This window comes from Paenibacillus anseongensis, assembly GCF_009757995.1.
In the GTDB taxonomy this organism is placed as follows: domain Bacteria; phylum Bacillota; class Bacilli; order Paenibacillales; family NBRC-103111; genus Paenibacillus_E; species Paenibacillus_E chondroitinus.
Genome location: NZ_WSEM01000001.1, coordinates 116,775 through 142,956, shown reverse-complemented (window position 1 = coordinate 142,956; position 26,182 = coordinate 116,775). Strand labels below are relative to the sequence as shown.

The following is a 26,182-nucleotide window of genomic DNA, read 5'->3' as shown; positions in this document are numbered from 1 at the left end:
GCTGACGAATACTAATCGGTCGAGGGCTTAACCACAAATCCTATAGTAATTACTTTACAAACGTTTCGTATCTAGTTTTCAAGGCGCAAACCACGCTTTGACTGTTTGGTGATGATGGCGGAGGGGACCCACGCGTTCCCATCTCGAACACGACCGTTAAGCCCTCCAGCGTCGATGGTACTTGAACCGCAGGGTTCTGGGAGAGTAGAACGTTGCCAAGCACAATGAGAAACCTTACAAGGAGAAATCCTCGTAAGGTTTTTTTGTTTATTGTTTACTGTCATTACCGTGGTTCTCTTACTTAGCTATGAGGAGGGCAATTACCTGCACTTTTTGCAGTAAAGTTGGATGAACGAGAGACATATGAGCATCATTGCCTCATTATGTTGTATTAAATACAACATAACAGATACTTTGCCGCTACGAAATAACTTCCCGTTGCATAAAATACAACCATTTCACCGAAATATGCGAAAAAGGGGCTCGCAACTCAAAGAATATTGCACTAAGTACAACGAAGTGGCAATTTCTCGCTATTTTTGCACGATTTAAATGCATAAAATACAACATAGGCGACGTAGGAGTTCCTCCCCCTGATAAGGTGAACGTCCAAAGAAACCAAACATTGTTTGTCATTTTTACAAAAGTGCGGATAGAATCAAATAAATCATTTAAACTTAGATTACAATAAGGCAAAGTTTACTTTGATACCTGCCTGCAGATGTATGTTCATATATAGATGCTGAAGTTGCAACAAGAGATAGGAGTGATGCGTATGGGGAATACATATGTTCAGATTGGAATGGCAATGCTGCGTACGGGGATTCTGGGATATGGCGGTGGACCGTCGATAGTCCCGTTGATCCGGTATGAGGCAGTGACGCGTTTTCAATGGATGAAAGATGAGGAGTTCATGGAGGTACTGGCTATAGCGAATACGCTGCCTGGACCCATAGCAACGAAGTTGGCCGGGTATTTGGGCTACCGTCTAAAAGGAACAGCCGGAGCAGCCGTTGGGGTGCTAGCGCACATTGTGCCTACCTGTGTGGCGATGGTGGGGTTATATTCATTTATTCAATTTTTTAGTACGTCGCATGTGATCAAAGGGATGATAGCTGCTGTTGTTCCGATTGTAGCGGTGATGCTGGGTGTCATGGCGTATGAGTTTGGGGAGAAAGCCATCAAGGGATTGGGCTGGGTGGCAGGTATTACTTTTTTCGTGATCTCTTTTTTGCTGCTGCAGACGTTTTCTGTGCATCCGGCGATTGTTATTTTTCTCTTCCTCCTATATGGCGCCTTCCATCATAAGCTCAAGGATAAGTGGAAGAAGAGACGGCTGGGGACTGGTGAGGACGCATGATGGAATGGTGGCATTTATTCGTTAGTTTTTTTCTGGCCAATGTGTTTGGATACGGAGGAGGGCCTTCTTCGATCCCATTGATGTATCAGGAGATTGTCACGAACCATGACTGGATGACCAGCAGCGAGTTCTCTAACATGCTGGCGCTGGGGAATGCCCTGCCTGGGCCGATCGCGACGAAGATTGCCGCTTATGTCGGGTTTCAGCTCGGCGGATGGATCGGGGTTATGGTGGCTGTAGCGGCAACGGTGGTTCCGTCAATTATCGCACTCATCATTTTATTGAATATCCTGCAGAAATATAAGCAATCTCCTGTGATCAAAGGAATGACGCTGCTTGTACAGCCCGTAATTGCTATCATGATGGTGCTTGTTACATGGAGCAGCCTGGTGGAGTCTACAAAGGCAATTGGATATCTTCAGTTTATTGGCATCGCGGCAGTGGCATTTTATCTCATTCAAAAGAGAAAGATTCATCCTGCTTTTGTCATTGTGGCCGGCTTTGTATATGGCGGCATCTTTCTTTCCTAGAGAGCGATTAGCTAAGGAGCAGTCACAAAACGTCTGTAGAGACGTTTTGTGACTGCTCCTTTTTGCGTTCGCGTTATGTTAGTTGACGCTTTCTTTGGCGCTTAGCACAAAGTAAGAGGTATTTTTCGTGAGCAGCGCTAATAAGATGTGATGTTAATTGACGTGTATTTCACCTGAACAGTATAGTGGAAAAAATGGATAGAAGTATGTAGCTGCAGCAGATCCTTCATGGGGAGATGCTGTTTTGAGCATATGCGGTTATACGAGGAGGGGCGCGATTGAAGAAAGAGGAGCAGTACTCCGTTGAGATGATCCGGATTGTGAAGCAATTTGGCTCGGTTATCGCGAACGATGAGGTGAATTTTCAGGCAAAAGCAGGAGAAATTCATGCGCTGCTCGGGGAAAATGGCGCCGGCAAAAGCACGATGATGTGCATGCTCTCCGGGGTATACCGCCCCACACATGGCGAGATCCGCTTGCATGGCGAGAAAGTGCGCATTCGCTCACCTAAGGATGCGATGCGGCTTGGCATCGGCATGGTGTTTCAAAACTTCAGGCTCGTGCAGACTTTAACGGCTGCGGAGAATATTGTGCTTGGCGAAACGTCCTCATTCTGGAGAGGCCAGCGTTGGTTAACACGGAAGTCGGAGGAGATTGAGGCGATTTCCAAGCATTTTGGGCTGCCGTTCCCAGTTGACAGGCCGATCTGGCAGCTATCCGTCGGCGAACAGCAGCGGGTAGAGATTGTGAAGACGCTCTATCGCGGAGCCGACTTCATTATTTTGGATGAACCGACATCGGTCTTGACGCCAGGTGAGGTGGAGCAGTTGTTTGAGACGCTGAATCGCATGAAACAGGAAGGCAAGACCGTCATTATGACAACACATAAGCTGAAAGAAGTGATGTTCGCTTCCGATCATATTTCCGTGATGCGTAAAGGAAAAATGATCGCAACGATGGCGAAATCGGAGACGAGCGAACGTGATTTGGCGCAGCTGATGGTCGGACAAGAGAGCGTAAATGTCCGATTCGTAGTGAGGGAGAAGCCATTGGGCAGCCCGATGCTGGTGGTCAGTGGTTTGAATGTTTATGCGGATCAGGGGCGTAAGGTGCTGGATGGGCTTCATTTTGAGGTGAAGGCAGGGGAAATTGTCGGGGTTGCCGGCGTCTCGGGAAATGGGCAAAAAGAGCTCGCGGAGGTGTTAACAGGTCTTCGCCCATGGAAAGACGGTGACATCCGATTCGATGGCAGTCCGCTGCGTAACGGTTCAGTGCGGGGAGCTATCGAGCAAGGCATCGCCCATGTACCGGAAAGCCGGATGAAGAGTGGTCTCGCGGGGAGTTTGGGAGCGGTCGATAATCTGCTTTTCAAAACCTACCGTTCCCCCGAACGCTCGCGCTTCGGTCTGCTTCGCACAGAGAAGAATCGGCATTGGTCGCAGAAGCTTGTTGAGCGCTTTGATGTGAAGACGCCGGGAATCGATGCACCTGTTCGTCATTTGTCAGGTGGCAATCAACAGAAGCTGCTCCTCGCCAGGGAAGTGGACCTCGATCCAAAGCTGATGGTAGCGGTACATCCCACGCAAGGGCTCGATGTTGGCGCGACAGCCGGCGTCCATGATTTGTTGGAGGATCTGCGGGAAAAGGGACGTTCTGTCCTGCTCATATCGGAGGACTTGGATGAGGTGCTGCAGCTATCGGACCGGATTATAGTCATGTATGGCGGACGCATCGTGGGCCATATAGCCCGGGAGGAAGCGAACCGCGAATATATCGGTATGCTGATGGCAGGCTCAGAGGAGGAGGACGCAGGATGAGTGAACAACAAACGGTCGGAACGATTCCGATGGAAACGAAAGTCGTCAAGCGTGAATCAGGCTCACGTCTGCCGTATCGTTTGGAGATTGACCCAGCCGGTCGCGAAAGCCCATGGTGGATGACCATTGTGTCCATCGTTTTGGCGCTGGTAGCTTGCGGTATTTTTATCTCGCTGAATGGTATGAACCCGATTACCGTCTATGCCAAAATGCTGACAGGAGCCTTCGGCTCTTCCTTCGGCCTGACGGAGACGTTGGTTAAGGCGATCCCTCTGCTACTATGCGGCCTGGGAGTATCCATCGCGTACCGGATTTCCGTGTGGAATATCGGTGCGGAGGGGCAGTTTTTGGCTGGTGCTATGGCGGCGACAGCGGTAACGATCTATTTTCCACATCTGCCAATGTACCTTTCAATTCCCTGTATGCTAGTGGCTAGCATTGCGGCGGGGGGACTTTGGGGGCTGCTGACGGCAATCCCGAGGACTTATTTTCAAGTCAACGAGCTGATTACTTCCCTGATGCTGAATTATGTGGCGCTGCTTGCTTTGAATTATGCGGTATTCGGTCCATGGAAAGATCCGAAGGGTTTCAACTTCCCAGGCTCGCCGATGTTCACTGCGGCGCAATCTTTACCTACTTTTGGCACGTCGCGGCTCCATATGGGTATTCTTTTTGCCATCATTGGTGTGCTGCTTTATGCGTTCGTCATTCGGTATACACGTTGGGGATATGAACTGCGGCTGATTGGAGCTAATGCGGAAGCAGCGCGGAATGCAGGTATAAGGATTTCCAGGCATGTGTTGGTTGTTATGGTCATAAGCGGAGGTCTGGCTGGGCTTGCCGGCATGGGGGAGGTATCGGGTGTGGCGCATCGTCTCATGTATGGCATTTCTCCGGGGTATGGGTATACGGCGATTATTGTGGCGTGGTTGGCGAAGCTGAATCCGCTTAGTCTGGTAGTTTCGTCGGTGCTTTTTGGCGGATTAATTGTGGGTGGATATAGTGTGCAAACAATTGGTCTCCCGTCGTCGATTTCGTCGATGATTCAAGGAGCTATCTTGTTTTTCCTGATTGCAGGCGGTATGGCGGGGAAATTTCGCATGCGTCGTAACAACTAGTTAACTTGCGACAACAGTGGCAATTGAGGAGAAGGGGCTGAATGGGATGGAGATCCTTACGCAATTAATTGTTTCGGCCATTTCATCGGGTACTCCGCTGCTTTTGGCTGTGCTCGGCGGGATTTTAATTGAGAGGTCCGGCATCACCCAGTTAGGAGCAGAAGGGCTTATGCTGATGGGGGCGGTAACCTCTTGTCTTTTGTACATACATACCGGGAGTTTAGCTTTGGCTATTCTCTGTGTTCTTGCTGTGAGTGGAATGCTCGGATTGCTGCATGGGGTGCTGAGTGTATCGCTGCATGCGAATCAAGTGGTTTGCGGGCTGGCTATGACGATCTTTGGTACCGGTCTTAGCGCATACCTGGGTAAGCCGGTGAGCGGGCAGCCTCTGACCGGAGCGGTGCCAAAGCTTCATTTGACTTGGCTGGAGAATGTGCCTTTTTTGGGGAAGATTTTTGCGCATATGGACCTGTTTACTTGGTTTAGTTTTGTGATGGTGCTTGTGATGCATCTGTTTATCCATCGGACTTCATGGGGGCTGCACTTGAGAGCTGTCGGGGATAATCCTGCAACTGCCGATGTCATGGGTATACCTGTCGTGGCAATTCGGTATGGCTGCGTTATCATCGGTTCCATGTTGATTGGTCTGGGAGGAGCCGATCTGCTGCTTGTGTACACGCCGACATGGAATGAAGGGATGACGTCCGGGCGTGGCTGGATTGCCGTGGCATTAATTATTTTTTCCAGGTGGAATCCGATTCGGGCCTTGGTGTGTGCGTATTTCTTTGGGGTTTTAGATATTCTGGGTTTCCGCGTACAGCTGATTGGAAGCCATATTCCTTCTTATTTTTTGAAAATGATTCCCTATCTCGTAACCATTCTCGTTCTTATGTACTTAGGCTGGCGTAACCGCAATAAGCCTTCGGGGGCACCGGAAGCGCTGGGTGTTCCCTATATTAGGGAGCAAAGATTTTAGACGAATCTGGAGGGTAGCCGATGAATGGACCAGAGAATCACTTATTTTATTTAAAAAGATGCGTTGAACTCTCCGTCCTAGCCAGACAGTCTGGCAATACGCCATTCGGTGCGTTGTTGGTAGGGCCGACAGGGGAAATTCTTTTGGAGCAAGGCAACATAGAAATAACGGAATCCAACTGTACGGGGCATGCTGAGACCACACTGATGGAAGCAGCCTCGAAAAAATACAGCAAAGCCGAGTTATGGACATGCACGCTGTATACATCTGCTGAACCGTGCGCCATGTGTGCGGGTTCTATTTACTGGGGCAACGTGGGGCGCGTTGTTTATGGCATCTCGGAGACGCGTCTGGCTGAATTGACCGGGGAGGATGAGCAGAACCCGACGTTGGATTTGCCGTGTCGGGTTGTTTTTGCTCGAGGCAGCAAGCCTATACAGGTGATCGGCCCGGTTGCAGAGATTGAGGCGGAGGCTGTTGCGGCGCATGCTGGTTATTGGGGGTGAGAACCGCGTTGCAGAAGCCCAAAAATGAAAGCCGTTAGGGAGAACTCCTTGTCCCTAGCGGCTTTTTTTGTAATTTCACAAAAAAAGTTACGGATGTTATGAAAGTTTACAAACTTCTTTCATATAAATTGACCCATGGGGATGGCGCATTTACAATGAAACAAATCTTGATCAAGAATGGTTAACATTTACATCGTTGGAGAGGTGATGGGGAGTGGCGCTAACGCTTCAGGAAGTGAATGAACTGACACAGGAAGGGTTTGTCGATGCCTTCGGCCCTTTGTTTGAACACTCCCCTTGGGTGGCTGAACGGGCGTGGAGTTCACGGCCTTTTGCAACAAGACAGGATCTGGTCAGCAGTCTGGAAAGGGAAGTATGGCGCGCGAGTCGGGAGGAGCAGTTGGCTCTGCTGCGAGCTCATCCCGACTTGGGAACGCGAGTTCGCATGACGGACCACTCCGTAAATGAGCAGGCGGGAGCTGGCCTGAACCAGTTATCACCCGATGAATATGAGCAGTTTCTTCAGCTTAACAAGCAGTACACGGAGGCTTTTCAGTTTCCGTTCATCATGGCCGTCAAGGGGCAGACCAAGGAGACGATTCGCGAAGCGCTGAGCCATCGCATTCATCGAGAGGTGCAGGAGGAGATGGGCAAGGCTTTACAGGAGGTTTGCAAAATCGGGCGGTTTCGCCTAGAGGCAGTGTTAGTAGACGAAGCGGAGGGGAAAGCGATGAAGAACGGATCTGAGAGAATCATGTACTACGGCAAAGGCGACGTATGGGTGTACAGGTCCTACGCAAAACCGCTAACCAATCTGACGTTAATCCCTGAGTCGGGTTTTGTGGGACGAGACAATGTGCTTTTTGGGATGAATATTAAGGTGGCGGTTAGTGGGGAGAAGTTTTTCACTTCTTTTACAGAGGGGGATAACACGCTGGTCGTAGCCACGGATTCCATGAAAAATTTCATCTTACGCAAAGCTGGAGAATATGAAGGCGCAACGGCTGAAGGGTTTCTCGCTTTCGCAAGCCGCAAGCTGCTAGAGACCTATCCGCAGATGACCGGCGTGAAAATGACGGCCGACCAGGTTGCTTTTGATCCGCTGCCGGTACCGGGGGCCCAAGGCTTCGAGAATGGGAATCTGGTCTACCGTTATTCGCAAAATGAACATCCGACAGCCAAAGTAGAGCTCACACGGACGGAAGAGGGCATCGCGATTCAGGAGCATGAAGGCGGTATGGCTGATCTGAAACTGATTAAGGTGAAGGGCAGTTCATTCGCAGGCTTCGTACGAGATGAGTATACAACACTACCGGAATCTTATGACCGCCCGCTATTCATTTTCTTGGACATTGCTTGGAGCTACGAGGAAGTGGAAGATGCGCTGGATTCGGATCTGGGACGTTATGTGGCTGCGGAACAAATTCGGGACATCGCACATACGGTTTTTCATGAACAACACTCGCCATCGATTCAAAATCTCATCTACCGCATCGGACAGCGCGCATTACTAAGGTTCCCACAGTTGAAAGAGATTCGGTTCGAATCGAATAACCGTACGTGGGAAACGATTCTGGAACACGCCACGGCAGGTGAAGGAAAGGTGTTCACAGAGCCAAGACCGCCGTATGGTTTCCAAGGCTTTTCGATGACAAAGCAAGATCTGGAGGGCCTATGAGCACTGGAATAACAACGCACGTTCTGGACATTAGTCAAGGCAAACCGGCACAGGCGGTTCGGATAGAGTTGTACCGTCTTCAAGAGGGAAGGGCCGAGCTTCTTCGGGCCGAAGTCACGAATGCTGATGGCCGATTGCAGGGACCGATGCTGAGTGGGGAAGCTTTTGTACCCGGAACCTATGAGCTAGTTTTCCATGTCGGAGATTACTTCAGAGAGACGGGAGTCCTTCTATCCGATCCTCCTTTTCTGGATCAAGTGCCCATCCGTTTCGGCGTTACCGCAGCAGATAGCCATTATCATGTCCCGCTTTTGATAGCACCGTGGGGATATAACACATATAGAGGAAGCTAGTGTTTGGAAAAAAGTGTGGCTATATCTACGTCCGAGGGAGGATTTTGCATGGATGATCAACAGTTTGACCTCGTGATTCGCAAAGGTACCGTAGTACTCATGGATGCCGTGCGGCAAGTAGACATCGGTATTCTAGGCGGCAAAATTGCTGCGCTAAGCGAAAACCTCATCTATTCGGAGCAGACGCCTGTTTATGAGGCGGAGCACTTGCATATTCTGCCCGGCATGATCGATGCACATGTTCATTTTAACGAACCGGCGCTTGGTCATTGGGAAGGGTTCGCGACAGGCTCGGCGGCTCTTGCAGCAGGAGGGTGCACGACATTTATCGATATGCCGCTTAATGGCGTACCTCCAACGGTAAGGCTTAGCGCTCTGGAACAAAAGCTGGCAGCGGCCAAAGGACACTCCGTGGTCGATTATGCCCTGTGGGGAGGCTTGGTTCCCGGCAATATCGGGCATCTACAGGAGCTGGCGGAGGCCGGCGTCATCGGCTTCAAAGCTTTCATGTCCTGTCCCGGCGGAGAAGGGGAAGATATTTTCGCTGAGGTGGATGACAAGACACTCTACAAAGGCATGCAGGAGATCGCCCGCTTGGGGTTAGTGCTCGCTCTTCACGCTGAAAGCGAAGAGATCGTATCCAAGCGAGCCGCCAAGGCTCAAGCGGAAGGCAGACGAGGAGCGCTCGACTATGTCGCGACGAGGCCGATCGCTGCGGAGCTGGAAGCGGTGAACCGCGCGCTGTGCTACGCAGAGCAGACGGGCTGCCGGCTGCACTTTGTGCATATTTCCAGCGCGGAAGGGGTGCAGGCCATCACGGAGGCGAAGGCCAAAGGGCTGGACGTCACGGTGGAAACGTGCCCGCATTATTTGGCACTGACCAGCGCCGATCTGGCGCAGCTGGGTCCTGTTGCGAAGTGCGCGCCTCCGCTGCGCACAGCGGAAGATCAAGACCGGCTGTGGGCGGAGCTGATGGCCGGGCGGCTCGATATTCTCGCTTCGGACCACTCCCCTTGCCCAACGTCCATGAAGCAAGGGGATTTCTTCGAAGCGTGGGGCGGCATCTCCGGGGCGCAGAGCTCCATGGAGCTGATGTTGGATGAGGGCCACCTTCGCAGAAATGTGCCGCTGCACGAGCTGTCGAGGATGCTTTCGCTTGAGCCTGCCAAGCGTTTTGGCCTGTATCCTCGCAAGGGGGTTATTGCCGTCGGAGCGGATGCCGACTTCGCATTGGTTGATATGAGCAGGGGCTATACCCTGCAGGCGAATGATTTGTTTTACCGCCACAAGCATAGTCCTTATGTGGGGCGGACGTTTGGATGCCGTGTGCAGGCGACCTTTTGCCGTGGAAGCAAGGTGTATGAGCTTGGAAAAGGAGTTATGGAGACGGCTGATGGCGCATGGTTACGTCCCGCAGTGATCGTTGGAGGTGAGGTCGGTGGCTAAAAGAGTACCGAATTCACTTGATTTGCTGTCCCAATTTGGAGAGCGGATGCTTGAGGTGTTGGAGGAGCTTTCCTCCTATGGGGCTAATGCCGAAGGAGGAGTCACCCGACTGCTGTATACGGATCCATGGCTGCAAGCACAGCGAGCGATTATTAGCAAAATGGAGCAGCTGGGGCTGGAGGCCGGTTTTGATGCGGTTGGCAATGTATTTGGAAAATTGCCTGGCAGTCGGCAGGATGAGAAGCCGTTGCTGACAGGTTCACATATCGATACGGTCAAAACCGGCGGAAAGTACGATGGCGCCTACGGTGTCGTCGCCTCAATGATGGCTTTGGGTTATCTGAAAGCAGTTTACGGTGCTCCGAAGCGAACGTTAGAAGCCGTCTCGTTCTGTGAAGAAGAGGGAAGCAGATTCCCCTTAGCCTATTGGGGTTCAGGGCATGTCACAGGCGCAAGACCCTTGTGGCTGGCAACCGAGATTGCAGATAGCGACGGTGTGACATTGCTTGAAGCAATGCGGGAAGCTGGCTTTGATGTCACAGATGCCACAGCAAGTGGGCAGCAGTATCCGGCAAAACGCGAATTCATTGGCGGATATATTGAAATTCATATTGAGCAAGGGTCTATTTTAACCTACAAAAAGAAACAAATTGGCATTGTAACGGCCATCGTTGGCCAAATCCGACTAACTGTACAGGTAACAGGCAGCTCCAATCATGCGGGAACAACGCCGATGAAGATGCGCAAGGATGCGCTTGCCGGAGCGGCAGAAATGGTGGCAATAACGGAGCAAATGGCCCTTGAGGCAGGAGAGCCGCTTGTTGCTACTGTGGGACGTTTGGAAGTGAAGCGGGGGACCTCGAATGTTGTGCCGGGCGAAGTGGAGTTTACACTGGATATTCGGCATACTGACGAGCCGGAGATGCGTACATTTTGTGTAAGGTTGCTAACAAGGCTCGAAGAGATCGCGATGCGAAGAGGGCTTACTATAGAAACGGTTGAAAATTTACATGCTCCACCGGTCGCGATGCAGGAAAGCATGGCGAAAGAAATTGAAGCTGCCTGTGAAGCCGGCGGATTTCAGCATATGCGGCTGCCAAGCGGTGCAGGACATGATGCTCAGCTGTTCGGACCGATCTGTCCGTCAGCGATGATTTTCGTACCGAGTGTTGGCGGCATAAGCCACAGTCCGGAGGAATTTACGGAAGCGGATGATCTGATCGCCGGATTCCACACACTGGTTCACGTGTTGTACCAATATGGCTATGGGGGGAAAGCGGATGAAATACTATAAGGACTTGTCGCCCTCACTGAGAACCATTATGACCCCCGGACCTGTAGAGGTCGATCCACGGGTGCTGCGTGCGATGTCGTATCCGATTCTGGGGCAGTTCGATCCGGAATTTACAGAATTAATGAATGAAACGATGGAAATGCTTCGCGATGTGTTTCAAACGAGCAATCAATGGGCTTATCCCGTAGATGGCACCTCGCGATCCGGTATTGAGGCCGTGCTTGTAAGTGTTATTGAGCCAGGGGACAAGGTGCTTGTTCCTATTTATGGACGTTTCGGTCATCTGCTTGTAGAAATCGCTGAACGCTGCGGTGCAGAGGTTCTCATGTTGGAGCGGGAGTGGGGATCTGTGTTCGAGGCACAGGAGATCATAGACGCCATCCACCGGGAAAAACCGAACATCGTCGCGATGGTCCACGGCGAAACGTCAACAGGCTGCATCCAACCTCTTGAAGGCATTGGCGCAGCTTGCCGGGAAGTGGATGCACTGCTAGTCGTGGATGCGGTAGCCACGATTGGCGGCGTCTCGGTTCAGACGGATGCATGGCAGCTCGATGCCGTTATCGGCGGGACGCAGAAATGCTTGTCCGTCCCATCCGGTATGTCGCCGATCACCTATAATGATCGAGTCGAGGCCAAGGTGCTGCGGCGTAAAACGATCGAACGGGGGCTGCGTGACCAAGGTTCGGCCGTCTCCAGTTTGAAGCCGGTGGCGAGCAACTATTTTGACCTAGGTATGCTGCAGGATTACTGGAGCCCGAAACGGCTCAATCATCACACGGAAGCGACCTCCATGCTTTATGCTTTGCGCGAAGGGCTGCGCCTAGTCCTGCAGGAGGGGCTTGAGGAACGCTACCTTCGTCATAAGCGCCATGAAGCTGCGCTGGTAGCCGGCCTGCAGGCGATGGGGCTTACGCTTTATGGCAATCCGGCCTGCAAGCTGCCGGTCGTCACCTGCATCCGCATTCCGGATGGCATTGACGGAGAGTCCGTGCGCTCGATGCTGCTGAATACGTTCGGAATTGAGATTGCCAGCTCTTTCGGGCCATTGAAAGGTCAAATTTGGCGAATCGGCACGATGGGCTTTAGTTGTAATCAAAAGAACGTACTTCACGTTCTTGGCGCTCTGGAGGCTGTTCTTCTCTGGCACAGAGCCGATGTGAATGTTGGTGCAGCGCTGCAAGCAGCCCTCAATCAATATGCTCGTAAGGAGGAGGAACAGCCATGTTAAACATCATGCCGCGAGCGGAGCGTGCCATGGTTGCTACGCCTCATTATTTGGCTAGCAGCGTGGGCAGCGCGATTTTGCAGCAGGGAGGCAATGCTTTTGACAGTGCGATTGCGATTAGCGCGACGCTCGGCGTTGTGTATCCGCACATGACGGGTATTGGCGGCGATGCTTTCATCCTGATGTACGATGCAGCGACTGGCACCTATACAGGCTTCAACGGAAGCGGGAAGTCTGCTGCGCTGGCGAGCCCAGATTTTTACGAGGCTAAAGGCTTGCAAGCGATTCCGCAGAGAGGGATTCTGAGCGCGATTACGGTGCCGGGCATGGTCGATGCGTGGTGGCAGGTGTGGGAGAAATACGGCAAGCTACCTTGGGAGAAGCTGTTGGAACCCGCAATTGCCTATGCGGAAAAGGGGTTTCCAATCTCACGTAATTTACGCTACTGGATGAAGAAGGATGAAGCATTCATTCGGGCTTCTGAACAGCTTAGTGCGATCTATACGACCGGCGGTGAGCTCTTGAAGGAAGGAGACCGACTGGTTCAGAAAGAGATGGCTGAAACGCTGCGTCAAATTGGTCGGGATGGCCGGGATGCTTTTTATAATGGCGCTGTCATGAAGGCGGTTGTGGAGAGTATGCAACAGGACGGCGGATTGCTGCAGGAAGAAGATTTTACGAGTTATGCCGGGGAATGGGTGAAGCCGCTCTCTAGCACGTACCGTGGCTATGAAATTTATCAAATGCCGCCGAACTCGCAAGGATTCACAGCGCTAATGATGATGAATATGCTGGAAAATATAGAGGTAAGTGCGGTTCCCAGAGCTTCAGCCAACTTTTATCATATCATGTCGGAAATTATTAAGAAGGCGTTTAAAGACCGTGATCTGTATTTAACAGATCCGCACTTTAGGGAAATTCCGTTGGAGCATCTGCTGTCCAAGGCTTATGCCAAGGAGCTCTGGCAGACAATACAAGATGAGCCGTTTAAGGCAAGTGAGCATTTATCTCCGGCAATCGGCCAAGATACGGCTTATGCGGCTGTCGTTGACGAAGCGGGCAATTCCGTTTCCTTTATTCAAAGCCTCTATTTCGACTTCGGCGCTGCCTATGTGCCGGGGGATACGGGGATGATTATGCAAAATCGGGGCTCTTTTTTCTCGCTGGACCCTGCTTGCGCGAACGTGTTGGAGCCGAAAAAAAGGTCGTTCCATACGTTAATGCCGGCTATTGTCAGCAAGGAAGGTAAGCCGTACATGTTATATGGCACACAAGGCGGGGAAGGTCAGCCGCAAACGCAACTTTCCATCCTTACTGGTGTACTGGACTATGGACTGTCCATTCAAGAAGCGATAGCCCTGCCCCGTTGGGTCTACGGGCGTACATGGGGGGAAGACGGAGATGCGTTGAAACTTGAGCATCGTTTGGATGATGAAGTCTATGCCCGTCTCAAAAAATGGGGACATCGAGTAGAACCGGTGAAGGCATGGGACGGCATTATGGGGCAAGCGCAAGGCATTGTCATTGATGAGAGGGGCTTTATGAGCGGAGCTGCGGATCCGCGAGGCGATGGTCTTGCAATCGGCTGGTAAGTCGATGATAAGACGATGATGCCATTAGAAGCGAGGTGATCTGAGGGATGGAAGCTTACGACATTTTACAAGCGGTAGAGGATTGTGCGCAGTCAGCTGTGTTGGCGACGGTCATTCATGTGGAAGGGCATGCTTACCGGAAGCAAGGAGCCATGATGATGCTGCTCTCGGATGGCAGCTTGTACGGAAGCATCTCCCCGGGCTGCTTGGAAGCCGATCTATCCGGGTATGTCCCCCTCGTCGAGGCATCACAGAAGCCACAAATGGTAGAGTATGACATGCGGCCTGCCGATGATTTTGGCTGGGGTGAAACGATCGGGTGCGGCGGATTAATTCGCATTCTGCTGGAGCCGGTTACTGGTGAACTGCTGGTTTACCTCCTGACGGCCAAAGCAGCTGTGGATCGCGGAGAAGTGATAGTGCTAACACGCTCGTTTGCTGAGGGGTATTCCGATATTCAGTATAAGTTGAGTGGTATTGATAAGGATTCCGCTGATTGCCAATCGTTGTCCAATGCCTATGTCTACGCGTTCAAACCTAAGCCCAGAGTCATCGTGTTTGGTGCTAATCAAGATGCTATTCCGCTCGTGGGGCTGGCCATTAGCAGCGGATTTCGCGTAGTGGTCGCGGATTGGCGCGACGCCTACTGCACGCAAGAACGTTTTCCCGATGCGGAGACGGTTGTTGCTTTTCCAGGAGAGCTGGTTAAAAAGCTAAGATTGACCGCTGACGACTATGTGGTTGTTATGAGTCACCAGTTCGATAAAGATGCTGAATTCGTGCAGGCAATTCTGAAATCGTCACTGCGCTACCTCGGCATTATGGGGTCACGTTCAAGATCCGAGAGGCTGCTGGATGGTGCGGAGCGACCGGAATGGGTGCATTACCCCGTTGGATTGAACATTGGCTCAGAGGGGCCTATCGAGAATGCGATTAGCATCGTAGCGGAATTAATCAGTAAAAAGCGCGGTGTTCGCAAAAATGAAGAATGGAGCTCCTCGATTAGATCCGGAGATATCCAAGGGTGCCGCCCATGGTAAGCGCTGGGAAGCGAAAGGTCGTCGGCGTCTATCTGGCAGCAGGCAGTTCCAGGCGAATGGGGACCTCGAAGATGTCCTTAGAACTGGCGAGAGGCGTTCCGCTAGGCGGAGTTGCTCTCCAGCAAGCGCTGAGTTCGGTGCTAAGCAGTGTGGTTGTTGTCGTGCGAGAAGGTGACACGTTAGATTGGCTGCCGGCATCTGCTTTAGCGCAAATACCGTTGGGGCGCTGCCATATTGCTGTCTGTCCAGATGCCACAAGCGGGATGGCGCACTCGCTGCGCACGGGGATTCAGGCGGCTAAGGAGCTTGGCGCAGAGGGGATTATGATTTTGCTGGCGGATCAGCCATTTGTTGATGGAGCGATGTTGTATAAACTTACGCAGGCTTTCAATGAGCATACAGGGGAGGACTATATCGCCAGCGGAGATCAAGGCCAGCCGAAGCCTCCGCTGATTATGGGACCGAGCATGTGGCAGGCCGCTGCTTCGCTCAAAGGGGATGTAGGGGCGCGATCCCTGTTTCGCTCGCCAATGTACCGAGGGCGTATCCTTGAAGGGACCGAGTTGCTATTCATGGATATAGACACAGCAGACCGATATGAAGAGGCAAAAAAGCTATTTGCCGACTACTTCATGTCAATTTAAATAACATATTTGAAGCGAAAAGTGCATTATTACTAATGATGCGCTATTTTTTTATACAAAAACACAAAATGATGTTAAGTTAGTTGACTCTATTTTTAGAAATTGTTTATAGTTGATCTAATTTAATTACGGACAATTATGTGGAAAAAGGCGGTTCAGAATACGCTGAGGAGGTTTTGTTCATGTCAGTTCCTTTGTACCAGCTGCCGGAGCAGCAGCCTTCGGTATGGCAGCCGACGAGCGTAGAGGAAGCCATGCAATTAAAACATCAATGGGGTGACAACTCGGTGTTAATCTCGGGTGGCACATGGCTTCGCACACGCTGGGAAAATGGCCTTTCGTCGACCCCGCAGCACTTAATCAGTTTGGGGCGCATTCCTGCTCTTTCGGGTTTAACCATTGACACGCAAGGTCATGTTCATATAGGTCCAGCCTGTTGTTTATCAGATTTGATGGAAAATGAGCTGATGCGGCAGCGATGCGGACTCTTGGTGCAAGCTTGTTCCGAAATTGCAGCGCCATCTGTCCGCAATTTAGCTTCGATCGGAGGCAATGTGGTAACCCGCACGGGAGATCTCATTCCAGTTCTCCTGGTCATGGATGCCCAAGTGGGCTGGTCGGATGGGCAGAAAGAGCGCATGCTGCCGCTAAAGGAGTGGCTGGAAAGCAAACTTTTTACCTCGGATGAAATGATGACCAAGATTGTGGTGCGAGCTTCTGAGCAGGTTTGTACGGAACAGATTGAGGCAGAGCAGCAAAGTAACGTGAAGCCGACAAAGGCAGAACAAATTGACCAGGATGTGTCCCGGATCCATGAATTTTATTTGAAAGTGGGTCGCAGAGAGGCGTTTACCCCCTCTGTCGTAACGGTTGCCGGCAGTTTAAGGGTGAATGCGGATGGGATCATTACCGCCATCGCTTTAAGTGCAGGCGGGGGAAGCGCTGTTCCGGCGAGGTTCACCGAGCTTGAGGAGGCGGTCACCGGGAAGCTTTTATCCAAGGAGGTCCTGCAAACATTGCATAAGGGAGTGTCTGAAGGGTTCGAGGCTGTAGCCGATGATTACGCAGGTGTTGCTTACCGAAAGATAACGGCGGCGAATCTTATTGTTTCCGAGTGCTACAAAGCTTGGCGAAAAGGGGGCGGAGCCTATGCTCCTAAGTCGTGATACGTATGCTAAAAAGTGGATCATTCGTCCCGACGGTGAAGAGAAGGTCACCGGGAAGCTCCAATACCTGACGGATTTAACGGCACCGGGGATGCTGCATGGGAAAGTGCTAAGAAGCAAGTACCCGCATGCGTGGATACTATCCATAGATACCAGCAGAGCCAAAGCGGCAGCGGGTGTTCGCGCCGTTGTTACAGCGGAGAATGTGCCGGGCATGAATTTGTTCGGCATTGCCTTCCCCCATCAGCCTGTCCTCTGCCACGAGCGTGTCCGTTATATCGGTGATGCCGTGGCGGCTGTAGCAGCGGATACAGAGGAGATCGCCGAGTATGCGCTTAGTTTAATCGAAGTTGTCTATGAGCCGCTGCCGGTTGTAGACGATCCGGAAACAGCGCTGGACGAAGGAACTGTGCTGCTTCATCCGGATGGCAATCTGCTGCATCGAACCAGCCTGAAGCAAGGTGAGGCGGAATCTGCTTTCGCACAGTGTGCGCATATCGTAGAGGAGACTTACTACACTCCGAGGCAAATGCACACCTACATGGAGACGGAGGGTGGCCTTTTTATTCCGGAAAAAGATGGCCGACTGACGGTATACTCGCCAACGCAGCATGGTTATAAAGATCGAATGCAGCTAGCCCGTATTCTCGCCATGGAAGAAGTGCAGATTCGCGTAGTATCCAGTCCGATTGGCGGATCGTTCGGTGGGAAGGATGAGCTGAATGTGCAGCCATTTGGAGCCCTGCTTGCACTTACGACAGGCGCTCCTATTAAGATGCACAATTCCCGCAGGGAGTCGGTGATTTCCGGGATTAAAAGGCATCCGATGCGAATCACAATGAAGACGGGTACTGATGCAGATGGACATCTGATTGCGCATCAAGTCAGCATTCTTGCGGATACAGGTGCTTACGCAACGTTGGGCTGTGAAGTGCTGAACTTTGCCACTGAACATGCGATAGGGCCGTATACGATTCCTCATATTGATGTAAAAGGAACTAGTGTTTATACGAATAACGGCGTATCCGGGGAGTTTCGGGGTTTTGGCGGCAATCAGGTGATTTTTGCCGTGGAGAGTCAGATCGAGCGGCTCGCCGAGAAGCTCGGGATGGACGCTTGGGAGCTGCGCAAGCTGAACCTGCGTGCTCCAAGCGACCCCGGCCCGATGGGCCAAGAGATCGTGGCGACCGAAGGCGCCAGCCAAGTATGGCACAAGGCGCAGGAGTCGCCGCTTTGGGCGAAGCGGGGCCAGCAGATCCAGAAGGGCCAGCTGCAGGCGAGCGAGCTTGAGCCGTGGCTGCGCCGTGGCGTCGGCGCCTCGATGGTGATGCACGGTGCCGGGCTCGGCCTCGGCATCCCGGATCACTCCGGTGGGCGCATCGAGCTCACGCCGGAGGGCAAGATTCAGGCCTCCTTCGGCTTCGAGGAGTTCGGGCAAGGGCTTTACGCAGCGCTCACGCTGATGCTGCAGGATTGCTTCGGCTGCGCCGCCGATGACATCCGTATCGTCATCGGCGATACCGACCGCGTGCCGAGCAGCGGCTCGAGCACGGCGTCCCGCGCCACCACGATGATGTGGCGCGCCCTGCAGCGGCTGAAGCCGCCGTTCGTGCAGGCGCTGCTGGAGCAGGCGGCTGCGCTTGGCGGCTTCGCGCCGGAGGAGCTGACAACCGGCGTAGGCGGAATCCATCGCAAGGGCGATGGGGAGGGTGAGCCGGTTGTGACGTATGCGCAGTTGGCGGCGGCTGCCGATCAGGCAGCGAAGCCGATCCTGGCGCAGACGGCGTTTGACTACCCGACGACACCGGCGGGGCAGGTCGGAGCGCATTATTTGTACTCCTACGCAGCTGCCATCGTGGAGGTGGAAGTGAACATGCTGACAGGGCGGGTGAGAGTGGTTGCGACGGACCACGTGATTGCAGCCGGTCCTGTCATTAATCCGATGGGCTTCCTCGGTCAAATTGAGGGAGGCAGTGTAATGGCCTTGGGCTTCACGTTAACGGAGGACGCTGCTATGCAGGAGAGCTCTTATGTGAGGCATAATTTGGACACTTACTTAATTCCAACTTTTCGAGATAGTCCGCAAATCATTCGTGTAGAAGCGATTGAAGAATTACCCGAGGGTGATACGTTCGGCCCGCGTGGAGTAGGCGAAATCGGCAGCGTCGGATTGGCGCCGGCAATTACGGCAGCGGTTCGGCAAGCTACCGGTATTTGGGTAAACCGACTTCCGATTTCACCGGAAGACATCGTGCAGTCCATCGATTGGTTAGAAGGGGTGGAGGCCATTGATTAATACAACGTATGTGCTGGAATGCTCCATTAACGGGAAAGAGATCGCGATTCCGGTTCCTGCTTCCAAGCGGATGTCAGATATTTTGAGAGACGACTTGCGCCTAACCGGTACCAAAGTTTCTTGTGAAATTGGACGATGCGGCGCCTGCATGGTGCTGCTTGATGGAAAGCCTGTAAATGCGTGTCTGCTCATGGCTTATCAAGCCGCTGGCAAGCAGGTAACGACCATTGAGGGGATATCCGGTGGGGAAACGCTGCATCCTGTTCAACAAGCGATGTTAGAGGAAGGAGGGCTGCAGTGCGGGTATTGTACCGCCGGGATGGTTGTGACGTTAACGGCCTTGTGGGCCAAAAACCCCGCCCCGACAAGGGCGGAGGCCGAGCAAGCGCTGTGCGGCAATCTATGCCGCTGCACTGGTTATGAAGGCATTTTCAGAGCGGTAGAACGATGTGGTTTGTCGATAAAAAGAGAGGGGTAGAAGCCATAATGCCAAGAAAACTGATGTTGTCCTTAACTGCTATCTTCCTAGTGATCTTATCCGCTTGCTCCAGTTCACCCACATCCACGACGAGCACCACGACAGCACCAGCGAGCTCCCCTGCGGCGGCTTCAACTGCGGGCACAACCCCTTCAACACCTACAGAGAAAAAATTGCCTAGAGTCGCCTTTGTTTATATCGGAGTGCCCGGTGACGGAGGCTGGACTTATGAACATGATCAGGGCCGTTTGATGATGGAGAAAGAGCTGGGTATTAAAGCGACTACGGTTGAAAATATTCCTGAGGGCCCTGACGCGGAGCGGGTTTTCGAAGAATTGGCACAGAAAAACGATATCATTTTCGGAACCTCTTTCGGTTATATGGACCCGATGTATAACGTGGCTCAAAAGCACCCGAATGTGAAATTCCTCCACGCCACAGGCTACAAAACACTGCCTAACATGGGGACGTACATGGGACGCGAATATCAAAGCGCCTACCTCGTCGGCATGGCTGCAGGCAAAATGACGAAAAACAATCATATGGGCTATGTGGGCGCGTTCCCGATTCCGGAAGTCATTTATACCATTAATGCTTTCACCTTGGGCGCACAAAGCGTGAATCCGAACGTGGACGTTTCCGTTGTTTGGAGTAACACCTGGTTCGACCCGGCAACGGAGAAGCAAGCGGCCATTTCTCTTCTGGACAAAGGTGTTGACGTGCTGGCTGCTTATCAAGATTCGCCTGCTGGCATTCAAGCGGCAGCTGAGCGCAAGGTTTGGGGGATCGGCAACGATTCCGACATGGGTCGCTTCGCTCCGGAAACGTACATTTCCAACCCGAAATGGAATTGGGGCCCTTATTATGTGAAAACGGTGAAAAGCGTCATGGACGGCACTTGGAAGTCCGAAGCCTACTTTGGCAGCATGAAGGAAGGCATCACGGAAATGGCACCGCTTGGCAAAAATGTACCGGCTGACGTGAAGGAGCTTATCGAGAAGAAAAAGCAGGAGATTCTGGCGGGGACTTTCGATGTGTTCCAAGGCCCGATTGTCGATCAAGACGGCAAAGTTCGATTTGAACAGGGCAAAAAGATGACAGACGAGGAAATCCTTGGTACAACGTGGTTTGTTAAGGGCATTAAAGGTGTCATTCCAAAATAATGTGGGAAAGGTTGTGGGACGATGACGATACAAGATAAGACGCTTCTTGATGAATGGCATCCGGTATTGTTGTCGTCGGCGCTGACGGATCGACCGGTTCCTGTCGTTGTACTGGGGGAAAAAGTGGCTGTTTTCCGCACTTCTGACGGCGTTCACGCCTTCAAAGACTTGTGCATTCATCGGGGCGTACCGCTCTCACTGGGCAAAGTCAAGTCAGATGAACTGGTGTGTGCTTACCATGGCTGGTCTTATAATGGCTGTGGGACATGCACGCGAATTCCCTCACTGCCTGCCAATCGGGCTATTCCTTCGAAAGCAAAGGCTTTTGTCTACTCCTGTGTAGAGGCACACGGATTTGTCTGGGTATGCCTGGGGCAGCCGGAAGGGCCGATGTCGAAGGTGAGCGCTTATATCCCGGAGGGCTTCAAAGAAGTATGGATGGGACCGTATACCCTGCAAGCCGCAGGTCCTCGTATTATTGAGAACTTCCTCGATGTCTCCCACCTTATGTTTGTTCATGAGGGTCTGCTGGGCGATAGTGATTATGCTGAAATTGGCGATTATCAGGTGCATGAGGAGGACGGTGTCCTCACCTCGGAGGAAATCGTCGTCTACCAACCCGATCCCGATGGGACGGGTCGTGGGGTACATAGCCGTTACGTGTACGAAGTGTATGGCCCGCTTAGCGTTGCTTTTACGAAAAGAGATCGGGATACGGATCATATCTTCCGTTTGTTCCTCATGGTGCTGCCGGAATCCGAGCAGCGCAGCCAAGCTTTTATGCTCAAGCAGCGTAACTATGCGTATGAGGAGCCGGATGATATTTTCATCCAGTTCCAGGACCTGCTGATCGAGCAGGATCGCGAAATGGTTGAAAATCAGAAGCCGGAGCTGCTGCCGTTGGATTTGCAGGCGGAGCTGCATTTGAACACGGACCGATTAAGTATTGCGTATCGCAAGCGGTTAAGGGAGTTGGGCGTCACATTTGGGACTGCTTAATGTGGTTAAATAAGTAGGGCTATCGAAGAGGCAGGGGATGCCTTTTTGGTAGTCTTTTTTTATTCGTGGCTACTAGACGGTCTATTCATTTCACCTCCACCTTGATTACATACGCAACATTTCCTTCAGGCCATTCAGCATTATATGAATAAGTGTGAACTCCACTAGCATGTGGAACGAGAATTTCATTCTTTGAATTGTCTAGTACTATAACGTCTTTTTCATTAAGGACTTGATGGATTCTACCTATTTTATCAGGTAGTCTATTAAACGAGATTAAGATTTTTGAATCAGGTGGTACGACAATAGGTTGGGCATCGACATCACTTGCTGCCGAATCGCCATAATCCGTTTCTGCTCCCCATCGGTAGGTATGAAGTTTAGCTGGAATTATAATATCAGTGTTTTCAACATGGGCTGTAGAAGTAGGCAGAGGCTTATTGTGAATATTACTAAATATGGAGTCGCAGGAACTAAAAAATAAGCAACAACATATCCATAAGTGAAATAATAATATCTTCATTTATGCTTCCTCTCTAATTACTAAAATTGCTATAAGCTTTTCACGTGTATTTCAATTTATGTCATGTACCACTTTACAAATTCCAATAAATGTAATAATGTTCTATCTGTAATTAGTTGGAATTAATTGGAGTTATATACTCAAACTTTTATATAGAGATTTCCCTACCAGGGGGCAGATAATTTGAAGAAAAAACTACTTTACGTATCTGCTGTAATTATTTTTTTATATGTTACCGCTGTATCTACTTATCAAATAGTTCCCGCTATTAAAGGGAGATCCGCAGCAACTCATTTTTTGGAAACCCTTATGTTAGAGAAAGATGGTTTAAGTTTAGTTGATTATCGTAATCTTCGAGTAAATTTAAGTGATAATGCACTTGAAGGCAGCGTATATGTCACACTTAAGAATCAAAGTGTAAAAAAAGAGTATCGTATATTCCTTACTTTCGGAGGTGGACGATGGTCGCCAAAGATATCTCATTTGCAATACATAGAGGCAGATGGGGTGGATGAAACTATAGAGCAGTGGATCAGAACAATAAACTCCACATTATCCTGAGAGGTATTATACGGGTTAACACATCATATGATTAACTCGTTTTTTATTCTAGTAGCAATGCAAAAACGATATATGCGCGTTAGCAAGTTGGATTTTCAAATAAAAGGTGGTAAATAAAATGAATCTTGCTATTCTAAAAGAATTAAATGATACATCGTGTATAGAAATTCATTTTGAGATTTTGCACCATTATCCTGAAGAGAATGAAGGAAGTAGAATATTTATTACTTTCTATAGAGAGAAAGCAGTTGAAAAAACTATAGATATGGGCTGGACAAATCAAACTCTTTTTTCATTTATTAACTTGATGATGAATTTTCCATTAGACAAAAAAAACGGTGATTTCCATCACTATGAAAAACATCTTGAATTACACTGGACTTACGAGTACGACACCGATCTATACTTACTAACTTTTGAAGATCAGGGGAAATTATTCTTACTGAAATCCAGTCAAAATGAGCTGACTAAGTTTGGAAATGCACTTAAAAATGCAGTGGAATCAGCACCGAGTTCAAATAGTTATGAATCAAACAAATAGTAAGAATGATTATTACTTTTTAGGTCTCCCTTTTGGGAGATTTTTTATTTATATCATAGTCAGAGCCGGCTCAAATATATTCCATATGTGTACTAATTAACATATTATTTGTTATACTGATTCACGTCGCAAGAGTAGTAGACTGGCATGACCAACTTTTCGTATGAAGAAATGCAAAAAAGATCGTATAACAGCCAAAAGCTGGTTATACAATCCTTTTTGATTTTGGTAAAATAAGACAACGGGATTAGAACCAGTTGCAGATTGGTTCGGTTTGTTTTTTCTCTCTTGTTGTAAAGGTTTTCATGATCGCTGACGATTCCTCTCTAGAAAGGGCACCAGCAACTGCTAGAGGGTTTGATACTGGGTTTAGTTCAAGATTTTTAAGCATGTGAACAACGTCGTGCAGCTTAGAGGCTAATTGGATAGTCATTGTGTAGAAAGACTCCCTTCAACAATTTTTTAACTACTATTTGATTATATCAAATGTTTGGAGGACGTGTAGTATGGATACTAGAAAAACGTATATATTTAGTTTTTTTGTCGCAATATTTGCATTCTTGCAAATCTGGTGTTCTTATATAACGTTTCATTCGCCATATATCGGAATCATGGTAGCCTTGAATAAGGCAGATCAATGGGAGGTAACAGAGGCTCATTCGCAGAGTGCAAGCGCTAAATTAGGGATTAGAGTGGGAGATGTTGTAAAGCTTGTTGATGGAAAACCCCCTGAGGATTCTAAGTATGTGGTCAAATGGGGCGCTATTGAACAAGCAAACACATTGCTTATATCCAGAGTTGGAATTGATCATGATTTTAAAATAGTAAAAAATAGTACGACTCTCTATGATGTGATTCCCTTAGCAGAGGAATCTATCTGTATATTTTTAGCCTGTATCCTCTTATTGAAATTGCGCCGTTCTCCATCTGCCAGGTTGCTTTCCGTTGTTTTTGTGGCGATGGGGTTAATTTATATGAGTCTAGGTGCCTCGATTAGAGGTGATCTGCTTGGAAAGATCGTAATATCCTCTTTTATGATGATACTACCGGTTGTTTTCTTGCATTTTATAGTGACTTTTTTTAAGGAAAAAGGAGAATTACAATTCGCTACGGGGTATTTCAAATATATTTATGCCATTCTAGTAGGGATAGCGATGCTGCGAGGGTTTTATTTAATGCCATCAATGACTCAGTTTTATCGGTTGGATGGCATTGTAACGTTAGTTTTTTTCATTATAGGCTTTTTAATTAACATTTGTGTGATTGCTTACATGTATTTTAAAGTTCGTAATGATAAAACGTACTTATCCAGCATAGTAAAAAGTGTCTGTTTTTCTTTGTTTATCTCTATATTTCCTATTATATGTCTGTCTTTTCTTCCAAAACTTTTTCTTGGCATTTGGGTCATTGATGCGATTTATACGAGTTGGACGATCATCTTGTTCCCGATTTCATTTATCTACTTAATAGCTTCTAATCAGCTTTATGATATTGGCATGGTGATTCGTCGGTTTATCTTTGCTGGTCTTGTATCGGTCATTCCGGTCAGCTTGTTCACGGGGATCTACGCTTTCCTGTTTAGCCACGAGGTGAACGAGAAGCAAATCCTGTTTGTTTTCGCTGGTTCGATATTCCTGGGATCGCTTCTACTCTATGCAGCTGAGTACGGGACAACGCGTCTTGAGCCTTTTCTTTTCCCGAAGAAGCATGTCCTGCAGTTAGCTTTAAAAAAGATATCGAAAAATTTGGGAGCCATCTCCACACTGCGAGAGTTGAAGGATATTATTCTGATCGACATTGTGAATACCTTGCAGGTTCTTGGGGGTGCCATCGTATTTCGCCATGAAAATGAAAAAATAGAAATTATTACGCAAGGTGAAATTGATGCTTTGGAAATTGAACGTTTGATCCATGAGGCATCCTTACCTAACCATCCTGATTTTACAAGCATAGAGATAACGGGTCACGGGGCATTTACGGGATATTTAGTGATGACACGCAAGAAGACCAATATGCTCATTTCAAAAGAGGAGAAGCAGTGGCTCCAGTTTATTACGACGTATTTGGAAATTAGTCTGGAAAACGTACACTTGATACGCAAGTTAACGGGGAATTTGCAAAAGTTTGCCGCACAGCTTCCGCATGAGGCGGTCGCGCAGGACATCCAGTGGTTTCGTAAGGTGATGTTTGAGCTGCAAGAAGAGGAACGGATTCGCATCGCCAACGATTTGCATGATACAACCATGCAGGATTTATTTTTCCTTAAAAGAAGAATTTCCTCCATCGCGGATAAAAGTACCTTGGAAAAGTCCGATCAAGAACAACTTAATAACATGAACAATTTTGTAGATATGATTAATGCGAGTTTGCGCCAGAGCTGTTTTGAGTTGAACCCGCATTTACTGAGGGAAGTAGGACTGATTCAAACGCTTCAAATGTACGTGGAGAAGGAAGCCTATACAACGCCGTTCGAGCTATCAATTGACGTAGGCTCAGTAGCTTATATAGAAAGCAAAGATTTGCCGACAAAACGCCATCTATTCCGAATTGTGCAAGAGCTGCTGAATAACGCAAAGAAGCATTCGCAAGCGGCAAGAGTCATGTTTACCGTAGAGGAAGCGGATCATTATTTTTATATCTATTATGAGGATGACGGTGTAGGGTTCAATGTTCAAAATGAAGGCGTACAAAAGGAGATCGGAGCTTCTGGCATGGGGATTGAACAAATTAGAAGCCGAATTATTCATATGGGCGGTCAAATGGTCTTGAACACGATAAAAGGGCAGGGCACGTCATTTAGAATGTGGATTCCTATTGAGGAAGTTATTTCTGCCTAAATGAGTGAGTCCGCCCGTTAACAACGAAAGAGATAA

The 26,182-nt window shown here is 49.7% G+C and carries 24 protein-coding genes and 1 rRNA gene; 23 read left to right on the top strand and 2 right to left on the bottom strand.

Translation table 11 applies throughout. The annotated features are described in order from the left end of the window. Positions 1-104: 104 nt before the first annotated feature. The 20 genes from rrf to GON05_RS00515 all read left to right on the top strand — a co-directional run bounded on the left by rrf (position 105) and on the right by GON05_RS00515 (position 21,684). Positions 105-221: ribosomal RNA gene (gene rrf, locus GON05_RS00610) — 5S ribosomal RNA — on the top strand. A 554-nt stretch (positions 222-775) separates the two neighbouring features. Then, positions 776-1,360 (top strand): chromate efflux transporter ChrB, encoded by a 585-nt coding sequence (locus GON05_RS00605; RefSeq protein ID WP_157317321.1) that lies wholly within the window; start codon positions 776-778, stop codon positions 1,358-1,360. Next, entirely contained in the window at positions 1,357-1,890 is a 534-nt protein-coding gene (locus GON05_RS00600) for a chromate efflux transporter ChrA (RefSeq protein WP_127455559.1), read from the top strand. Before GON05_RS00605 ends, GON05_RS00600 begins: the two co-directional genes overlap by 4 nt. A 308-nt stretch (positions 1,891-2,198) precedes the next feature. After that, complete coding sequence (locus GON05_RS00595; RefSeq protein ID WP_157317332.1) at positions 2,199-3,707, top strand: ABC transporter ATP-binding protein; 1,509 nt, start codon at positions 2,199-2,201, stop codon at positions 3,705-3,707. Then, positions 3,704-4,825: an ABC transporter permease gene (locus GON05_RS00590; RefSeq protein WP_157317320.1), complete on the top strand. Its 1,122-nt coding sequence runs from the start codon at positions 3,704-3,706 to the stop codon at positions 4,823-4,825. Before GON05_RS00595 ends, GON05_RS00590 begins: the two co-directional genes overlap by 4 nt. Positions 4,826-4,871: 46 nt before the next feature. Then, positions 4,872-5,801 carry an ABC transporter permease gene (locus tag GON05_RS00585; protein WP_157317319.1) on the top strand — a complete coding sequence of 310 codons (930 nt, stop codon included), beginning with the start codon at positions 4,872-4,874 and terminating at the stop codon, positions 5,799-5,801. 20 nt (positions 5,802-5,821) lie between these two features. Continuing rightward, positions 5,822-6,307, top strand: a complete 486-nt coding sequence (locus GON05_RS00580) for a nucleoside deaminase (protein ID WP_157317318.1) — start codon at positions 5,822-5,824, stop codon at positions 6,305-6,307. A gap of 214 nt (positions 6,308-6,521) precedes the next feature. Beyond that, positions 6,522-7,985, top strand: coding sequence for a factor-independent urate hydroxylase (gene pucL / locus GON05_RS00575; protein ID WP_181646666.1), 1,464 nt, complete (start codon positions 6,522-6,524; stop codon positions 7,983-7,985). Beyond that, positions 7,982-8,338: a hydroxyisourate hydrolase gene (uraH, locus tag GON05_RS00570; protein ID WP_157317317.1), complete on the top strand. Its 357-nt coding sequence runs from the start codon at positions 7,982-7,984 to the stop codon at positions 8,336-8,338. The genes pucL and uraH overlap by 4 nt, the downstream gene beginning before the upstream one ends. Positions 8,339-8,386: 48 nt before the next feature. Then, the gene (locus GON05_RS00565) at positions 8,387-9,784 is read left to right on the top strand and encodes an allantoinase (RefSeq protein WP_157317316.1); all 1,398 of its coding nucleotides are present in this window, start codon (positions 8,387-8,389) and stop codon (positions 9,782-9,784) included. Continuing rightward, positions 9,777-11,078, top strand: a complete 1,302-nt coding sequence (locus GON05_RS00560; RefSeq protein WP_309492698.1) for a M20 family metallo-hydrolase — start codon at positions 9,777-9,779, stop codon at positions 11,076-11,078. The genes GON05_RS00565 and GON05_RS00560 overlap by 8 nt, the downstream gene beginning before the upstream one ends. Then, positions 11,065-12,309: a pyridoxal-phosphate-dependent aminotransferase family protein gene (locus tag GON05_RS00555; protein WP_157317315.1), complete on the top strand. Its 1,245-nt coding sequence runs from the start codon at positions 11,065-11,067 to the stop codon at positions 12,307-12,309. Before GON05_RS00560 ends, GON05_RS00555 begins: the two co-directional genes overlap by 14 nt. Then, complete coding sequence (gene ggt / locus GON05_RS00550) at positions 12,303-13,898, top strand: gamma-glutamyltransferase (protein ID WP_157317314.1); 1,596 nt, start codon at positions 12,303-12,305, stop codon at positions 13,896-13,898. Before GON05_RS00555 ends, ggt begins: the two co-directional genes overlap by 7 nt. 47 nt (positions 13,899-13,945) lie before the next feature. Continuing rightward, on the top strand, positions 13,946-14,938 hold the full coding sequence (locus GON05_RS00545) for an XdhC family protein (RefSeq protein ID WP_157317313.1): 993 nt from the start codon (positions 13,946-13,948) through the stop codon (positions 14,936-14,938). After that, on the top strand, positions 14,932-15,582 hold the full coding sequence (locus GON05_RS00540) for a nucleotidyltransferase family protein (RefSeq protein ID WP_181646665.1): 651 nt from the start codon (positions 14,932-14,934) through the stop codon (positions 15,580-15,582). Before GON05_RS00545 ends, GON05_RS00540 begins: the two co-directional genes overlap by 7 nt. Positions 15,583-15,764: 182 nt before the next feature. Continuing rightward, positions 15,765-16,748: an FAD binding domain-containing protein gene (locus tag GON05_RS00535; protein WP_157317311.1), complete on the top strand. Its 984-nt coding sequence runs from the start codon at positions 15,765-15,767 to the stop codon at positions 16,746-16,748. After that, positions 16,732-19,044 (top strand): xanthine dehydrogenase subunit D, encoded by a 2,313-nt coding sequence (gene pucD / locus GON05_RS00530; protein ID WP_157317310.1) that lies wholly within the window; start codon positions 16,732-16,734, stop codon positions 19,042-19,044. The genes GON05_RS00535 and pucD overlap by 17 nt, the downstream gene beginning before the upstream one ends. Then, complete coding sequence (locus tag GON05_RS00525) at positions 19,037-19,522, top strand: (2Fe-2S)-binding protein (protein ID WP_127455571.1); 486 nt, start codon at positions 19,037-19,039, stop codon at positions 19,520-19,522. Before pucD ends, GON05_RS00525 begins: the two co-directional genes overlap by 8 nt. 8 nt (positions 19,523-19,530) lie before the next feature. Continuing rightward, entirely contained in the window at positions 19,531-20,685 is a 1,155-nt protein-coding gene (locus GON05_RS00520; protein ID WP_127455572.1) for a BMP family ABC transporter substrate-binding protein, read from the top strand. A 21-nt stretch (positions 20,686-20,706) separates the two neighbouring features. Then, positions 20,707-21,684, top strand: a complete 978-nt coding sequence (locus tag GON05_RS00515; protein WP_157317309.1) for an aromatic ring-hydroxylating dioxygenase subunit alpha — start codon at positions 20,707-20,709, stop codon at positions 21,682-21,684. Between the two features lie 85 nt (positions 21,685-21,769). On the opposite strand, the gene GON05_RS00510 is transcribed toward GON05_RS00515, so the two are convergent. Beyond that, on the bottom strand, positions 21,770-22,207 hold the full coding sequence (locus tag GON05_RS00510) for a hypothetical protein (RefSeq protein WP_157317308.1): 438 nt from the start codon (positions 22,205-22,207) through the stop codon (positions 21,770-21,772). 183 nt (positions 22,208-22,390) lie between these two features. Between GON05_RS00510 and GON05_RS00505 the strand changes: the two genes are divergently transcribed. Then, complete coding sequence (locus tag GON05_RS00505; protein WP_157317307.1) at positions 22,391-22,768, top strand: hypothetical protein; 378 nt, start codon at positions 22,391-22,393, stop codon at positions 22,766-22,768. A gap of 118 nt (positions 22,769-22,886) precedes the next feature. Further along, the gene (locus GON05_RS00500; protein WP_157317306.1) at positions 22,887-23,309 is read left to right on the top strand and encodes a hypothetical protein; all 423 of its coding nucleotides are present in this window, start codon (positions 22,887-22,889) and stop codon (positions 23,307-23,309) included. A gap of 247 nt (positions 23,310-23,556) precedes the next feature. On the opposite strand, the gene GON05_RS00495 is transcribed toward GON05_RS00500, so the two are convergent. Beyond that, complete coding sequence (locus GON05_RS00495) at positions 23,557-23,742, bottom strand: hypothetical protein (RefSeq protein WP_157317305.1); 186 nt, start codon at positions 23,740-23,742, stop codon at positions 23,557-23,559. A 73-nt stretch (positions 23,743-23,815) separates the two neighbouring features. Here GON05_RS00495 and GON05_RS00490 point away from each other — a divergent pair, with 73 nt between their 5' ends. Beyond that, on the top strand, positions 23,816-26,146 hold the full coding sequence (locus GON05_RS00490) for a sensor histidine kinase (RefSeq protein ID WP_157317304.1): 2,331 nt from the start codon (positions 23,816-23,818) through the stop codon (positions 26,144-26,146). Positions 26,147-26,182: the final 36 nt, after the last annotated feature.

Excerpts from the sequence above, each read along its gene's own strand:
- GON05_RS00605 (WP_157317321.1), top strand. The coding sequence starts at position 776 with ATGGGGAATACATATGTTCAGATTGGAATGGCAATGCTGCGTACGGGG.
- GON05_RS00600 (WP_127455559.1), top strand. The coding sequence starts at position 1,357 with ATGATGGAATGGTGGCATTTATTCGTTAGTTTTTTTCTGGCCAATGTG.
- GON05_RS00595 (WP_157317332.1), top strand. The coding sequence starts at position 2,199 with ATGATCCGGATTGTGAAGCAATTTGGCTCGGTTATCGCGAACGATGAG.
- GON05_RS00590 (WP_157317320.1), top strand. The coding sequence starts at position 3,704 with ATGAGTGAACAACAAACGGTCGGAACGATTCCGATGGAAACGAAAGTC.
- GON05_RS00585 (WP_157317319.1), top strand. The coding sequence starts at position 4,872 with ATGGAGATCCTTACGCAATTAATTGTTTCGGCCATTTCATCGGGTACT.
- GON05_RS00580 (WP_157317318.1), top strand. The coding sequence starts at position 5,822 with ATGAATGGACCAGAGAATCACTTATTTTATTTAAAAAGATGCGTTGAA.
- uraH (WP_157317317.1), top strand. The coding sequence starts at position 7,982 with ATGAGCACTGGAATAACAACGCACGTTCTGGACATTAGTCAAGGCAAA.
- GON05_RS00565 (WP_157317316.1), top strand. The coding sequence starts at position 8,387 with ATGGATGATCAACAGTTTGACCTCGTGATTCGCAAAGGTACCGTAGTA.
- GON05_RS00555 (WP_157317315.1), top strand. The coding sequence starts at position 11,065 with ATGAAATACTATAAGGACTTGTCGCCCTCACTGAGAACCATTATGACC.
- ggt (WP_157317314.1), top strand. The coding sequence starts at position 12,303 with ATGTTAAACATCATGCCGCGAGCGGAGCGTGCCATGGTTGCTACGCCT.
- GON05_RS00545 (WP_157317313.1), top strand. The coding sequence starts at position 13,946 with ATGGAAGCTTACGACATTTTACAAGCGGTAGAGGATTGTGCGCAGTCA.
- GON05_RS00540 (WP_181646665.1), top strand. The coding sequence starts at position 14,932 with ATGGTAAGCGCTGGGAAGCGAAAGGTCGTCGGCGTCTATCTGGCAGCA.
- GON05_RS00535 (WP_157317311.1), top strand. The coding sequence starts at position 15,765 with ATGTCAGTTCCTTTGTACCAGCTGCCGGAGCAGCAGCCTTCGGTATGG.
- pucD (WP_157317310.1), top strand. The coding sequence starts at position 16,732 with ATGCTCCTAAGTCGTGATACGTATGCTAAAAAGTGGATCATTCGTCCC.
- GON05_RS00520 (WP_127455572.1), top strand. The coding sequence starts at position 19,531 with ATGCCAAGAAAACTGATGTTGTCCTTAACTGCTATCTTCCTAGTGATC.
- GON05_RS00515 (WP_157317309.1), top strand. The coding sequence starts at position 20,707 with ATGACGATACAAGATAAGACGCTTCTTGATGAATGGCATCCGGTATTG.
- GON05_RS00510 (WP_157317308.1), bottom strand. The coding sequence starts at position 22,207 with ATGAAGATATTATTATTTCACTTATGGATATGTTGTTGCTTATTTTTT.
- GON05_RS00500 (WP_157317306.1), top strand. The coding sequence starts at position 22,887 with ATGAATCTTGCTATTCTAAAAGAATTAAATGATACATCGTGTATAGAA.
- GON05_RS00495 (WP_157317305.1), bottom strand. The coding sequence starts at position 23,742 with ATGACTATCCAATTAGCCTCTAAGCTGCACGACGTTGTTCACATGCTT.
- GON05_RS00490 (WP_157317304.1), top strand. The coding sequence starts at position 23,816 with ATGGATACTAGAAAAACGTATATATTTAGTTTTTTTGTCGCAATATTT.